Below are 14,235 nucleotides of genomic sequence, written 5' to 3'. Positions count from 1 at the left end.
TCGATTTTCTCCAACCTTAATAGATCCTTGCTTAAAAGCGTATAATGCGGGCATTTTCCTCCTAAGAAAGCACGAATCAAAGGGTCATTCTGGAGCGATTGAAAATGAAACATACGGGAGCAATCTGTCATCCAGCCCGCAATCAGATATACAAATATTTTACTTAGAGGAAATTTGGCATTGTCTTTCTTTAAGCAATCAAACCCCCGGAAAGTCTGCTGGATTTTCATCCGTTCCAGAAATTGCAGAAATGGGAGGATGCCACTAAATTTTGTACTATTCTTTAAATTGAATTCATATTTAATTCTTGAGACAGGAATGATATAATTCACCTTAAAGGTGCCCCCTTTCTTGGTTATTGTTTTTTTCTCAAAATCAATTATACCAAAGGATGGGGCACTTTTTTATTTTAAATTACTATTTTACTTTCGTAATCTGGGATAATAAATCAATGCTGTTAAAAAATTCTTTTATTCACACTTTACAACTAGGATTAATTGGTTTAAAATTGACATAACATTTAAAATTGATAATCGATACAGAATCTGGAAAGGAGCACTTTTTATGTATGAGCAGTTTCCCGTCATCCCTGGCGCATCGTCATTTTTCTTTAAAGGGAATGACATTGGCATCCTGATTTCGCATGGTTTCAATGGCACCCCGCAAAGCGTTCGTTTTCTTGGAGAGTATTTGGCATCGAAAGGATTTTCGGTTCATGCGCCGCGGCTCAGCGGGCATGGTACCCATTACAGGGATATGGAGCGCTGTACCTGCAAAGACTGGATCAATAGCCTTGAGGAGGGGTACCGGTTTTTAAAGCAGCATTGCCGGGAGATCTTCGTTATCGGCCAGTCCATGGGCGGCACGTTAACTTTAAACCTGGCCGAAAAGTACACCGATATCCGGGGAATCGTCTTGATTAATGCGGCGATCAACAGCATTCCTGTCCTGGAAAAGTGCCTGCTGGAACAACAGTTGGGATTGATTGATGAAGCCGATCCGGATATTAAAGCACCTGGTGCAAAGGAAATTACATATGACAAAGTACCTGCTTCATCCATCCGCGAGCTGCTGGCTGTCATGCAGGAAACGCACCAAAAACTTTCACGGATCAATTGCCCTGCACTGCTCTTCCAGTCAATCGAGGATCATGTCGTGCCGCCGGAAAACACAAACGAAATCGCGGCAGGCATTCGCTCAACATTCAAACCAATCATCCCGCTCCGCAATTCTTATCATGTTGCCTCATTGGATCAGGAAAAAGAACAAATTGCCGAACAATGCAGCTTGTTTATTCAAAAAGTCATGCATAAAAATACAATAACTGCAATAGAATGAGTTTCAAACATTCTTTCTAAACTCCGAAAATACTTCATGGGGATGGAGATGGGTTATGGGGAACTTGCTTCGGGAAGCAATTGAAAAGAAAAGGCAATTTTTAATGGCCCAACTGATCGCAATGGGCACCTACCCGGAAAATGACAAACAGCTTTCCAAACTGACATTAACAGAACTTGAAAAAGAGTATGCCTATTCTAAGAAAAAAGAGCAAGAATCCAGAGCAGCCGGAGACCAATAAGACTCCCGGCTGCTTTTTCTCCTGCATAAGTCCGGCAGCTGCTAAATGCCGGAGGATTCACTTCAAATCCCGGCCCCAAATGTATTTGGTGACAATCCAGACCTATTTATACTGTATATTGGTATAATATACCTATATAAGCAGCATGGAAATGGGGGAAAATAGATGTTTTTGAGAAAGACTAAACAAGATAAAGATGTTTCTAAGCTCGATTTTGAAAGTGGAAGGGGGAATATAAACGATATTAGTAGTAATGAAGTTGAAAACCAATTAAAAATGATTGGGCTGACAAAGAAAGACTTGCAGATTATAAATACATTACAGCCATTTGTTTTAGAGAAAATTGATTACATTGTTGACAGGTTTTATAAAAATCTTGAAAACGAACCATCATTGTTCAAAATAATCAATGATAACAGTTCAATTGATAGATTAAGAAAGACTTTGAAGCAACATATTATTGAAATGTTTGATGGAGTAATAGATGAATCATTTTTTGCAAAAAGAATTAAGATTGCACAAGTGCATGTTAGAATCGGTCTGAAAACGAAATGGTATATATGTGCCTTTCAGGATTTGTTTTTATCCCTTATCAATATATTTGAAGAAAGTATCCCAAATAAAGAAGAGATCATTCTTGCAATAAGAGCGGTATCAAAAATACTTAACTTAGAACAACAATTGGTTTTAGAAGCATATGATGCGGAAACAGAAAGGTTAAAAGAAGCGATAGATGAACAAAAAAAGGCAGTACGGAAAAATGTGGAAAGTGCCACACAAAATTTGGCTGCTATTTCCGAAGAAACAAATGCTTCATTTCAACAATTGCTTTCCGAATCGGATGAGATCGTTTCACATGCTAATCAGGGAACTGAATTATCTATACTTGCTAAAGAACGGGCTGAAAATGGCCGGGAACAAATCCACAGACAGGCCCTGACCATGTCAAATATAAACAGCTCTGTAGAAGATATATCTCATGATGTGAGCGTATTGTTGAAAATATTAGACCAAATGCAAGAAATCGTCAATATGGTTACAGATATTTCTGACCAAACGAAATTGCTTTCATTAAATGCGGCCATAGAAGCTGCAAGGGCGGGGGAATATGGCAAGGGTTTTTCTGTTGTAGCCGCTGAAGTTCGTAAATTATCAGGACAAACAAAGCGTTCAGTAACGAATGTATCGTCTTTGATTTTAAACATCAATGCTCAAGTGGAAAAACTGACAAAATCACTTGGGAAAATTAGCGCAGAAGTAGAAAGCGCTAACACAAATATGGAAACGACTGAAAATTATTTTGAACAAATTTTAAATGCAATGAAAGAAACAATGCTTCAAAATAATAAGATTCAAGATGAACTTGTTACAACTGTAAAAGTAGTAAATGAACTCGGCGAAGCGTTTGAAGAGGTGGCCGCCTCTGCAGATAGCCTTGCTTCCATTACACATAAGATGAACTAAAGGAATGTGGCCAACCAGAACCTGGCTGGCCTTAATATCTGGAATTGATCTGTTATGCCTTTTTCTGAGAAACTCATTCTGCATAGGAGTTGATGAATCTGAATTTATTTTAATCTGGATTAATCAAATTTGCGTTTGAATGAAAACTCGGTTATCATTTATTCAAATATAAATTTGAATATAAAGGAGGCGGTTATTTTGAGTAATCAAGATACCTGTGAAATTTATCTTTATGATGAAGAAAAGGTCAATCATGTACAGGAACTGCTGCAAAGTGAAGATATCGTTCATGCTGTCCGGTTGTTTAAGGCGCTCGCAGATGAGAATCGGGCGAAAATTGCTTACGCGCTGTGCCATGAAAAGGAGTTATGCGTGTGTGATGTTGCTAATATCATCGGTTCTTCCGTTGCGACAGCCTCTCACCATCTGCGAATGCTCAGCAGACAAGGAATCGTTAACCATCATAAAGATGGAAAAATGGTCTTTTATTCTTTAAAAGATGAACGGATTAAACCGCTTATTTCTCTTGCACTGATAAATCATAAACAAGAGGGGATTGTCAATGCCTGAGTTACAAGTTAAGTCATATCGTGTTCATCGATTTGACTGCATGGAATGCGCGAATAAGTTTGAAAAAAATGTCAAGCGGTTAGACGGCGTTCTTGACGCTAAGGTTAATTTTGGCGCTTCTAAAATCATGGTTACTGGCAACACCACAATTGAAGCATTGGAAAAAGCGGGGGCGTTTGAAAACTTAAAAGTCAGGGATGAAGCAGAACAAATCATTGAACATGAACCCTTTTGGAAGCAAAAAGAAAATTTTAAAATCTATATTTCTGCAGTTTTGCTCGTCATCAGTTGGCTATTAAGCAATCAATATGGGGAACAACATATTATTCCTGTACTTGGTTTCCTCGCGGCTATTATTATTGGTGGCTGCTCATTATTCATTGAAGGATTTAAAAATCTGATTCGTCTTGACTTTGATATGGATACCCTGATGACGATTGCGATTTTAGGAGCCGCTGCAATCGGTAAATGGGAGGAAGGCGCAACCGTTGTTATCCTCTTTGCGATCAGTGAAGCACTGGAAAGTTACTCAGCTGATAAAGCGAGGCAATCTATTCAATCGTTAATGAAAATCGCTCCAAAGCAAACCTTGATTCGCCGGAATGGCCAAGAATTACTGGTGCCCGTTGAAGAGGTACAGGTTGGTGACACAATGATTGTGAAACCCGGGCAAAAATTGGCTATGGATGGCGTTGTGACCAAGGGAACATCAACGCTCAATCAAGCGGCCATTACCGGTGAGTCAGTGCCAGTGACAAAAGGCATTGATGATGAAGTTTTTGCCGGGACTTTGAATCAAGAAGGATTATTGGAAGTCAAAGTCACAAAAAGGGTTGAAGATACGACGCTTTCTAAGATTATTCATTTGGTTGAAGAATCTCAGGCGGAAAAAGCCCCTTCACAAACGTTTGTAGACCGTTTCGCAAAAGTTTACACCCCGGCGATTATTATATTTGCCGTCCTGTTATCTGTGAGTCCCCCACTATTTATGGGTGCTTCCTGGGGAGATTGGATTTATTGGGGATTAGCCCTACTCGTTGTTGGCTGCCCTTGTGCGCTCGTTATTTCAACCCCTGCAGCGATTGTCACGGCGATAGGGAACGCCGCCAGAAACGGCGTCATCATCAAAGGAGGGATTCACCTCGAAGAAGCCGGTTCCCTTAAGGTCATTGCTTTTGATAAAACCGGTACACTAACGAGAGGGGTACCAGAGGTCACCGATATTGTGGCTTTTAAGGGAAATGAGCAGGAAGTTATTGCTTTAACAGCAGCTCTTGAAAAAGGGTCTCAGCACCCGCTCGCCTCGGCAATTGTTAGAAAGGCTGAGAACGAAGGACTGGAATTTAACGATATTTTGATTGAAGATTTTCAGTCCATTACGGGTAAGGGGGTCAAGGCCAGAGTGAATGGGACCATGTACTATGCCGGCAGCCCGAACCTTTTTGAAGAAATACGAACTGAGGGCATTGAAAAGGCTATTCACACAAAGATTGTAAGCCTTCAAAAGCAAGGAAAAACGGTAATGGCAGTTGGAACGGATACAGCTATTCTGGCTCTGATTGCGGTGGCGGACAAGCTGAGAGATTCAGCGGGAAATGTTATTGAAAAACTGCATCGCTCCGGCATTGAACAAACTGTAATGCTGACAGGAGACAACAAAAGCACAGCCGAAACGATTGGAAAAGAAGCCGGTGTTTCCGATATTCAGGCAGAATTACTACCGGAAGATAAGTTGGCCTGTATTCAGTCTTACCGTGGAAAACAAAAAGTTGCCATGGTTGGAGATGGTGTCAATGATGCCCCTGCGCTGGTAGAAGCAACCGTAGGAATTGCCATGGGCGGAGCTGGCACAGATACAGCTTTAGAAACAGCCGATATTGTCCTTATGTCTGATGATTTAACAAAACTGCCTTATACGATAAAACTAAGTCGTAAGGCATTGGCAATTATTAAACAGAACGTCACTTTCTCATTGGCTATTAAAGCTCTATCAGTACTTCTTATTTTTCCCGGCTGGTTAACCTTATGGATTGCTGTTTTGGCGGATGTGGGAGCGACCATCATTGTCACATTGAACAGCTTACGTCTTTCGAAGGTTAAAGAATGAAAATAGGATGAGTTATGAATAAATCGGGCTGCGGTTGATGTAAAAAATATAAAACCGGCAGCCTTTTTATTTTTGATCCTCAGCCTTCCAGTGCTACACTTAGAATAGATGGTTTCTTTTCCCTTTGTTGTGGAAAACTTCAGAAGAACCGAAGAAACCATAATACATTGGAAGGAGCAAAAGAACATGAACGAAAATCAATTCAACAAAGTTAAGAATGGAAAAGGGTTCATTGCCGCTCTTGACCAAAGCGGCGGCAGTACCCCTAAAGCATTGGCAAACTATGGCGTATCAAAAGACGCTTATAAAACAGAAGAAGAAATGTTTGATTTGGTGCATCAAATGCGGACAAGGATTATTACTTCACCAGCTTTTGACTCTAAATATATTCTTGGTGCCATTTTATTTGAACAAACGATGGAACGCGAAATTGAGGGTCTGAACACGGCTGAATATTTGGCTGAGAAGAAAGGCATTGTTCCGTTTTTAAAAATTGATAAAGGATTAGCAGAACTGTCTAATGGCGTACAATTAATGAAACCAATTCCGGGATTGGATGCCCTGCTTGATCGCGCGAATCAACATCATATTTTTGGTACAAAAATGCGTTCGGTGATTAAAGAAGCGAACCCGGAAGGCATTAAGGCTGTCGTGAACCAGCAATTTGAAGTTGCAAAACAAATTATTTCAGCCGGCCTGGTTCCGATTATCGAACCGGAAGTGGATATTCACAGCAAGGACAAAGAAAAATCCGAAGCCTTATTAAAATCTGAATTACTGAGCCATCTTAACGGCTTATCAGAAAATGAAAATGTCATGCTAAAATTAACAATTCCTACGGTTGCAAATACCTATAAAGAATTAGTCCAGCACCCGCGTGTGGTTCGTGTTGTTGTGCTTTCCGGCGGCTATTCCCGTGATGAAGCCAATAAAAAACTGAAGGAGAATGATGGATTAATCGCAAGTTTTTCGAGAGCATTAAGCGGGGACCTCAACGTCAACCAAACGGATGAGGAATTTAATGCTGCCTTAAAAGAGGCTGTAGTATCCATATATGATGCATCTGTCAATAAGAATGGATGAGATGAATGAAGCCAGCAGGTCTTGCTTTCAGATTGAAGGCGTCCTGCTGGTTCTTTTTTTTAATATCACAACCAATCTTAAAGCCTTTTTTGTTTTTTATGACAAAATAAGGGGTAAACAGCTAACGAGGTGATAGAATATGACGGAAAAGAAAAGGAAACCGCTCTCAAAAGGAAAGATGGATAACCCTGAACAATATTCAACCGAAAATGAGAGCCTGTTTGATAAATTTAAGAGTGAACAAACCGTTGATCCGATTCCGATGGAGGATTTAAACGAAGAAAAAGAAAATCATGATTCAAAGAATACTTCCTCCAGTGAAAAAAAGTATAAACCGGGAAAGTCATAAGCGCCCGCTTTTCATTTCCAAATCGTGAAATCAAAAAAACACCCCAACTAAAATACCATCTTTCATTCCAATCCTGATATCGTCATAAACATTTTCGATTTCAGGTTTTTTTCTGCCTAATTACCTGCCCGGGCTGTTTTAATCTGTTTCCCTGTTTTTTCAAAATTGGATTTGATGTTCCTGCGAAAACTATGAGAAGCATTGATCTTTTAGGATGAAAGTGATCTTTTACAAAACCGGAATTCCAATATCACAATGATATGATGAATGTTGCCAAAGGCTATGAGAAAATTTTTTTATTTTTTGTATTCAATGGAAAAAAATTCACTCAATTGTGGATTACAAGTAAACGGGTTTCTGCTATAATAGAATGCATATTCCATTAAAATAATTAGATTTATCAGAAATAGAAATTGAAAGACAGGAGGAACGAGATGACAACAAAGTCGAAGAATGTTTCAACGTATAAGTTTTATCTGAACGGCAAATGGATAGAAAGTGAATCAGGCCGGACAATTGAGATTCAATCTCCTTATCTTCATGAAACAATCGGCAGGGTACAAGCGATTACCCGGGATGAAGTGGATGAAGCCATCTATTCAGCACGGCAAGCCCAAAAAGAATGGGCACAAACCTCCCTTCAGGATCGTGCACATTACTTAAATAAGTGGGCAGATGAGCTCGTCAACATGGAATATGAAATTGCAGAAACAATCATGAAAGAAGTTGGCAAAAACTTCAAAGACGCACAGAAAGAAACTGTCCGGACAGCAGAATTAATCCGTTATACTGCTGAAGAAGCCCTCCATATGCATGGGAAAAGCATGGCAGGCGACAGCTTTCCGGGCGGTTCTAAAACAAAGCTTGCGATTGTAAAGCGTGTCCCGCTCGGTGTGATACTGGCGATTTCACCGTTCAACTATCCGGTCAATCTGGCAGCGGCAAAAATTGCACCGGCGTTAATGGCAGGCAATGCTGTCATTTTTAAACCGGCAACACAAGGGGCAATCAGCGGGGCGAAGATGATTGAGGCACTCGATAAAGCCGGACTTCCAAAAGGCCTGATCAGTTTAGTTACCGGCCGTGGCTCTGAGATTGGCGATTATCTAGTAGAACATCCCGGCATCAACATGATTTCTTTCACGGGTGGTACGAATACAGGCGTCCATCTTGCAAAAAAGGCTACAATGGTGCCGCTTGTGCTTGAGCTCGGCGGGAAAGATCCCGGCATTGTGCGTGAGGATGCTGATTTGCAAGAAGCAGTCAAGCAAATTATCAGTGGTGCGTATTCCTATTCCGGCCAACGCTGCACAGCCATCAAGCGCGTGTTGGTCCATGAAAGCGTGGCAAATCAGCTTGTTGCATTGTTGAAAGAAGAAATTGAAAAGCTGTCTGTCGGTTCTCCTGAACAAGACAGTGTGATCGTTCCTTTGATTGATGATGCCGCTGCAGATTTTGTGCAGGGATTAGTAGATGATGCCGTTGAAAAGGGTGCTGTCGTTGTAACGGGCAACAAGCGTAAACAGAACTTAATTTATCCAACGCTTCTTGATCATGTAACAACCGAAATGAGATTAGCCTGGGAAGAACCATTCGGGCCAGTCCTGCCTGTCATCCGCGTTTCTTCCGACGAAGAAGCAGTCCGGATTGCAAATGAATCAGAATTTGGCTTACAGGCCAGCATTTTTACAAAAGACATCGATAAAGCCTTCTCTCTTGCAAACCGGATTGAATCAGGCACCGTCCAAATTAACGGCCGTACAGAGCGCGGCCCGGACCACTTTCCATTTCTTGGCGTGAAGGGATCCGGCATGGGCGTACAAGGGATCCACAAAAGTTTGGAATCAATGACACGCGAAAAAGTGACCGTATTAAATATTACAAACTGAGACAATAGCAATAAATAGTCAGATGACCTGATTTTTGAGTGGCTGGCAAAAATAACATAAAGATTATGATGAAAAGCCCGTTAGGAAATAACTTTTCCAATGGGTTTTTCGTTTTCTTTGCCTAAAAAAAGCAGCTAATTTCACGGAATCAGTTGTAAGAATCCTGGGTGCATTCATTTTAGCAGAACTTAAAAAAACTGATGTGAAAAAATGGCGGCTTTTCCACATCAGCTTTTTTGTGATTCAAATGGACAGGGATTTTATCCGGAAGTTTGTACTTGCAGACTACTTAATGATTAAAACAGGGCAATGTGCCAGCTGGGAAACTTTCTGGCTGACACTGCCGAGCATTAACCCTTTTATATTTCCAAGCCCTCTGCTTCCCATGACAATGAGCTGATAGTTGCCTTCCTCTGCCTTTTTGACAATTTGAATAGCCGGGTCTCCCATTGCAATCAAAGGTTCTATTTCAATCTCTTCTTCTTCTGCCAGAGAAACGGCCTGTTTCAATAGATCATTATCTTCTTTTGCTTGTTCAGCATAAATATCTTCAACCGTTGCCTCCGACATGCCTTCTGCAATATTCAGGTTCCTTTCCACATGGATGACGCCCACTTTAGAGAATCTTTCCTTTGCGAAATTTAATGCGGTTTTTAACGCTTTATCACTCATTTCTGAACCATCTATCGCCACAAGGATGCGATTGAACATAAGATCATCTCCGGTAATCTAAATATGTAATGATAAGTTATCCCTGAAACACATCCGGCTAATATAGCTCGGCCGGCATAGTACAAAGCCTTTCATCACTTACTTTTTTCACGAACTGTGTAATCTTATCGTGCTCAATTACGAAGAAAACACGAAAAACCTGAAAAAATATATTCATAGTGATATTATACGACAATTTCGTGTATTTGGCATCCGGTAATCGGTAAAGATGCATGAAAGGAGTATATAATGATAGACGAGTAAATTTAATAGATGAACCTGCGCTATTATTTTTTTATATTTATGTAACCGGTGAAAGGTAATGAGAGCTTCTGCAGCCAATTTGGCCGGCAGCAATTTTGGTTTACGAATAAGGCCGTTTCATTTACGATAAGTATAGTAGAAATTAAATGACAGTAAAGGAGCAGACGATGGATAAGTCCTTTTTAAAAAAACTTTATCAAAAAGACCGGGTTGAAAGAATTGATGCACTTGTTTCTGCCCGGGTTTTACTGGAAGAAGATGCGGAACGATTAAAAAAAGGATCGCTATTGCCTCAGGAAACAGCGGACCACATGATAGAAAATCAAATTGCTGCATATGAGTTGCCGCTTGGCGTTGCGCTCCCTTTTTTAATAGACGGCAAAGATTACGTCGTTCCAATGGCTGTTGAAGAGCCATCCGTTATTGCTGCAGCCAGTTCCGCGGCCAAAACAATTTCCCTGGCCGGCGGATTCCAGACAGATATTCAAAGCCGGACAATGATCGGCCAGATTGCCTTATTAGACGTCCCGGACATGGATTATGCGGTAAAGATTTTGAATGCGAATAAAGAAGAGATACTTGAGCAGGCCAACGAATCACGCCCTTCTATTGTGAAAAGAGGAGGCGGAGCAAAAGACCTTTTCGTCCGGGTGATACAAGCAGACGAAACGGCCAAGACGCCGCCATTTTTAGTCATTCATCTCCAAATTGAGACATTGGAAGCAATGGGCGCCAATATCATTGACACAATGGTAGAAGCAGTAAAACCTGTTGTTGAAGATTTAACAAAAGGAAGAGCATTAATGGGGATTCTTTCCAACTATACAACGGAATGCCTTGCGACTGCCGTCTGCCGGATTCCCGTATCCCTGCTGGAAAGAGGCATGTATTCAGGTACGGAAGTGAGGGACCGGATCATTGAAGCCTGCCAGTTTGCAATTGCCGATCCTTACAGGGCTGTTACCCATAATAAAGGCATCATGAACGGGATTGACCCGGTTGTTCTGGCTTCCGGAAATGATTGGCGGGCGATTGAAGCAGGGATTCATGCCTATGCTGCCCGGTCAGGACAATACAGATCCCTCTCAAACTGGATGATGGCAGATAACGGTGATTTAATCGGCAGTTTAACCATCCCTTTACCGGTTGGAACGGTCGGCGGTTCAATTGCGGTCCATCACGGTGCCCAATTGGTAAAGAGAATGCTTGGGTACCAAAATGCGAAGGAATTAGAGTCTATCATTGTCTCAGTCGGGCTCGCGCAGAATTTCTCTGCTCTTAAGGCACTTGTAACAGAAGGAATCCAGAAAGGGCATATGGGGCTGCACGCAAGATCGCTTGCCATGAGCGCAGGTGCGAAAGGCGACGAAATTCGTGTCGTTGCAGACAAACTGAAACAAAGAAAAAATATCGACCTGGCTGCGGCAAAAGCGCTCCTGGATGAGATCAGGTCCGGGTCGCTTTAACAGGGTAAGAAAATCCCCAAGGCATCCGCACTTGGGGATTTTCATTATGATTGATTTTTATTGACATATATGCGCATATGGTCTTTTATTCCGGAAAGGCAAACCGGTGCGGGATCATCGTCAACGGGCAGCTCAATGTTTGACCCATCAGCGGGCAGCACTTGATTAAACAATGCCTCGTATTCCTGTACACTGACCTCCTTGCGTCCCGACAACATCTCCTCATGGTGGCGGACATGTAAAGAATCCCGATAGTTTGGCTGAAGAATCCCGGAAAAGAACTCCCCGACAGCCCCGGAACCATAGCTGTATAATCCGATTCGTGCTCCGGCTTCGATGCTGGTATTTAATTCAAGTAAGGAAAGCAGGCTTAAGTACAGCGCGCCTGTGTAAATATTCCCGACAACTTTATTGTATTGTTTGCTGATTTCAAAATGAGCCAATAGCCGTTCTTTATCTGCTGCGTTTCCTTCATCAACCACCAATCTTAAAGCTTTCAATCCTTGTTTTGTATAAGGAAGATGGAAGCAAATCGCTGCAAAGTCCTTTAATGCAAGCCCTGTTTTTTTCTTATAATCTTCCCACACCGTTTTGAAAAAGCCGTTATATTTTTCAACAGAATATTTTCCCTGCACAAAAGCTGTTTCAGAGTACAGCGGCCGCCAAAAATCCATGATGTCTTCAGTGTGATAGGCACTTTCCTTTTCAAGGACCATCACCCGCGGATCAGCGCTCATCAAAATCGCAACAGCACCGGCCCCCTGGGTCACTTCACCCGGTGTATGAAGGCCGTATCTCGAAATATCCGCGCCAAGTACTAAAACTTTCCGGTCCGGATGCAGGCTGATATGCCCTTTTGCCATCTGAATTCCGGCAGTTGCCCCGTAGCAGGCTTCTTTCATTTCAACTGCACGGGCCCCGGAATTCAAGCCGAGTAAATGATGGACATAAATGGCGGCCGCTTTAGAGTGGTCAATGCCTGATTCGGTCGCAAAAATCACCAAATCTATTTTTTCCTTATCCGCCTCATCTAAAATTTCCATTGCGGCATTTGCAGCCAAGGTGACAGCATCCTGTGTAACCGGCGGAACGGCCATCTTTTCCTGGCCGATTCCGATCGTGTATTTCTCAGGTTCATCATTTCTGGCAACCGCCAATTTATTCATATCCACATACATATGCGGCGTGTAAAAACCGATTTTATCTATACCAATTTCCAAGTTTCGCACTCCTTTTGCTATCCTGTTTCCATTTTTCAACAGGAAAAAAGATTTTAATTCTATAATACAATGGATTTAAATAAAATTCATTGATATAACTCAATGAGTCAGTGTAAGATTAATACTATAGTTATTATAGTAAAATAGGAAACAAATAGATAGAATGAAATCATAAAACCATGACTTGGTAATCCATATAAGGAGCGGATATTTTGGAAGAAGTAGTCATTATAAGTGCAGTTCGGACGCCAATTGGAAAATTTGGCGGCAGTTTAAAAGAGGTGTCCGCCGTAGATTTGGGCGTCAGGACAGTGAAAGAAGCGATCCGCAGGGCAAATCTTTCCTCCGGGGAAATTAACCAAGTGATTTTTGGCAATGTTTTGCAGTCAGGCCTTGGCCAAAACCCCGCCCGGCAAATTGCGGTCAAAGCGGGCATCCCTTTTGAAGCTCCGGCTATGACGATCAACGAAGTGTGCGGTTCCGGATTAAAGGCTGTCATATTGGGTTACCAGCAGATTCAATTGGGGGAAGCAGACATCGTCGTTGCAGGCGGTACCGAGAATATGTCGCAGGCACCCTATCTATTGCCTTCTCACCGCTGGGGAAACAAGTCCGGACATACGAGTTTGATTGACAGCATGCTCCGGGATGGTTTAACAGATGCCTTTGGAAATATTCATATGGGTATTACAGCAGAAAACGTGGCGAATCACTTTGGGATTTCCCGCCTTGAACAGGACCGTTTTGCTCTCAATTCACAGGAAAAAGCCTCGAAAGCCAGAAAGAGCGGTAAATTTCGAGATGAAATCATCCCTGTTCAGCTTAAAACGCGCAGGGGCCGGGAAATCGTATTTGAAGAAGATGAACATATCCGTGATGGTTTATCCCTGGATGATCTGTTGAAAATGAGGCCGGCTTTTGCCGAAGATGGCACGGTCACGGCCGGAAATGCTTCAGGCATCAACGATTGTGCGGCCGCACTTGTTCTGATGAAAAAGTCAGCTGCAGAGGCAAGAAATATTCCTTATTTTGCAGTCATCAAGGGGTATGCAGAAATTGGCACGGATCCTTCATTGATGGGATTTGCCCCCTATTATGCACTAAAAAAATTAGTGGATAAAACAGGCATTCCATTAGAAAAAATAGATCTGTTTGAATTGAACGAGGCTTTTGCATCTCAAAGCCTGGCTGTTATCCGTGAACTTGGCCTGAATGTTGAAAAAATCAATGTAAATGGCGGGGCAATTGCTTTAGGCCATCCAATCGGTGCTTCGGGAGCGCGAATACTTGTGACATTGCTGCACGAAATGAGAAGAAGGGAGTCCCGCTACGGTGTTGCTTCACTATGCGTTGGCGGCGGAATTGGCATCTCTCTTCTTGTTGAATGCGGAAAAGATTTACAAAGTAATCCCTGAACAGATTGTTTAACGGGGGTTACAAAATCGTTTCGTTATCCTCTGAGGCTTAATGAAAGGGTAAATGAGTTTGCAAATTAAAAATTTCCTCCTTCCATTAAATTGCGGAAGGAGGATT

At 41.9% G+C, this 14,235-nt stretch carries 12 protein-coding genes and 1 pseudogene; 10 read left to right on the top strand and 3 right to left on the bottom strand.

Annotation, left to right across the window (positions count from 1 at the left end; genetic code table 11):
- Positions 1-332 (bottom strand): annotated as a pseudogene (locus C232_RS0104530) (IS1380 family transposase); the annotation flags it as partial.
- A 232-nt stretch (positions 333-564) separates the two neighbouring features.
- Between C232_RS0104530 and C232_RS0104525 the strand changes: the two are divergent.
- The 8 genes from C232_RS0104525 to C232_RS0104485 all read left to right on the top strand — a co-directional run bounded on the left by C232_RS0104525 (position 565) and on the right by C232_RS0104485 (position 9,041).
- Positions 565-1,338 (top strand): alpha/beta hydrolase, encoded by a 774-nt coding sequence (locus tag C232_RS0104525; RefSeq protein ID WP_018661730.1) that lies wholly within the window; start codon positions 565-567, stop codon positions 1,336-1,338.
- 55 nt (positions 1,339-1,393) lie between these two features.
- The gene (locus C232_RS0104520) at positions 1,394-1,579 is read left to right on the top strand and encodes a Fur-regulated basic protein FbpA (protein WP_018661728.1); all 186 of its coding nucleotides are present in this window, start codon (positions 1,394-1,396) and stop codon (positions 1,577-1,579) included.
- Positions 1,580-1,744: 165 nt separating this feature from the next.
- On the top strand, positions 1,745-3,043 hold the full coding sequence (locus C232_RS0104515) for a globin-coupled sensor protein (protein ID WP_018661726.1): 1,299 nt from the start codon (positions 1,745-1,747) through the stop codon (positions 3,041-3,043).
- A 198-nt stretch (positions 3,044-3,241) separates the two neighbouring features.
- A complete protein-coding gene (locus tag C232_RS0104510) occupies positions 3,242-3,613 on the top strand; it encodes an ArsR/SmtB family transcription factor (protein ID WP_018661724.1) in 372 nt (123 codons plus the stop codon).
- Positions 3,606-5,720, top strand: coding sequence for a heavy metal translocating P-type ATPase (locus tag C232_RS0104505; protein WP_018661722.1), 2,115 nt, complete (start codon positions 3,606-3,608; stop codon positions 5,718-5,720). The genes C232_RS0104510 and C232_RS0104505 overlap by 8 nt, the downstream gene beginning before the upstream one ends.
- Positions 5,721-5,906: 186 nt before the next feature.
- Complete coding sequence (locus C232_RS0104500; RefSeq protein ID WP_018661720.1) at positions 5,907-6,803, top strand: fructose bisphosphate aldolase; 897 nt, start codon at positions 5,907-5,909, stop codon at positions 6,801-6,803.
- A gap of 139 nt (positions 6,804-6,942) precedes the next feature.
- Positions 6,943-7,152, top strand: coding sequence for a hypothetical protein (locus tag C232_RS0104490; RefSeq protein WP_018661716.1), 210 nt, complete (start codon positions 6,943-6,945; stop codon positions 7,150-7,152).
- 434 nt (positions 7,153-7,586) lie between these two features.
- Positions 7,587-9,041, top strand: coding sequence for an NADP-dependent glyceraldehyde-3-phosphate dehydrogenase (locus C232_RS0104485; protein WP_018661714.1), 1,455 nt, complete (start codon positions 7,587-7,589; stop codon positions 9,039-9,041).
- A 285-nt stretch (positions 9,042-9,326) separates the two neighbouring features.
- Here C232_RS0104485 and C232_RS0104480 read toward each other — a convergent pair whose 3' ends face one another.
- Positions 9,327-9,752 (bottom strand): universal stress protein, encoded by a 426-nt coding sequence (locus C232_RS0104480; RefSeq protein WP_018661711.1) that lies wholly within the window; start codon positions 9,750-9,752, stop codon positions 9,327-9,329.
- Between the two features lie 431 nt (positions 9,753-10,183).
- Here C232_RS0104480 and C232_RS0104475 point away from each other — a divergent pair, with 431 nt between their 5' ends.
- Entirely contained in the window at positions 10,184-11,482 is a 1,299-nt protein-coding gene (locus C232_RS0104475) for a hydroxymethylglutaryl-CoA reductase, degradative (protein ID WP_018661709.1), read from the top strand.
- A gap of 44 nt (positions 11,483-11,526) precedes the next feature.
- Here the strand turns inward: C232_RS0104475 and C232_RS0104470 are convergent, their stop codons facing one another.
- Positions 11,527-12,702 carry a hydroxymethylglutaryl-CoA synthase gene (locus tag C232_RS0104470; protein ID WP_018661707.1) on the bottom strand — a complete coding sequence of 392 codons (1,176 nt, stop codon included), beginning with the start codon at positions 12,700-12,702 and terminating at the stop codon, positions 11,527-11,529.
- Between the two features lie 212 nt (positions 12,703-12,914).
- Here C232_RS0104470 and C232_RS0104465 point away from each other — a divergent pair, with 212 nt between their 5' ends.
- Positions 12,915-14,117: an acetyl-CoA C-acetyltransferase gene (locus C232_RS0104465; protein ID WP_018661706.1), complete on the top strand. Its 1,203-nt coding sequence runs from the start codon at positions 12,915-12,917 to the stop codon at positions 14,115-14,117.
- The last annotated feature ends 118 nt before the right edge of the window (positions 14,118-14,235 follow it).

The organism is Heyndrickxia acidiproducens DSM 23148 (genome assembly GCF_000374345.1).
Taxonomy (GTDB): Bacteria; Bacillota; Bacilli; order Bacillales; family Bacillaceae_C; genus Weizmannia; species Weizmannia acidiproducens.
The sequence above is the reverse complement of the archived record's forward strand: the minus strand, read 5'-3'. Positions and strand labels throughout refer to the sequence as shown.

Excerpts from the sequence above, each read along its gene's own strand:
- C232_RS0104490 (WP_018661716.1), top strand. The coding sequence starts at position 6,943 with ATGACGGAAAAGAAAAGGAAACCGCTCTCAAAAGGAAAGATGGATAAC.
- C232_RS0104515 (WP_018661726.1), top strand. The coding sequence starts at position 1,745 with ATGTTTTTGAGAAAGACTAAACAAGATAAAGATGTTTCTAAGCTCGAT.
- C232_RS0104505 (WP_018661722.1), top strand. The coding sequence starts at position 3,606 with ATGCCTGAGTTACAAGTTAAGTCATATCGTGTTCATCGATTTGACTGC.
- C232_RS0104520 (WP_018661728.1), top strand. The coding sequence starts at position 1,394 with ATGGGGAACTTGCTTCGGGAAGCAATTGAAAAGAAAAGGCAATTTTTA.
- C232_RS0104525 (WP_018661730.1), top strand. The coding sequence starts at position 565 with ATGTATGAGCAGTTTCCCGTCATCCCTGGCGCATCGTCATTTTTCTTT.
- C232_RS0104480 (WP_018661711.1), bottom strand. The coding sequence starts at position 9,752 with ATGTTCAATCGCATCCTTGTGGCGATAGATGGTTCAGAAATGAGTGAT.
- C232_RS0104475 (WP_018661709.1), top strand. The coding sequence starts at position 10,184 with ATGGATAAGTCCTTTTTAAAAAAACTTTATCAAAAAGACCGGGTTGAA.
- C232_RS0104500 (WP_018661720.1), top strand. The coding sequence starts at position 5,907 with ATGAACGAAAATCAATTCAACAAAGTTAAGAATGGAAAAGGGTTCATT.
- C232_RS0104485 (WP_018661714.1), top strand. The coding sequence starts at position 7,587 with ATGACAACAAAGTCGAAGAATGTTTCAACGTATAAGTTTTATCTGAAC.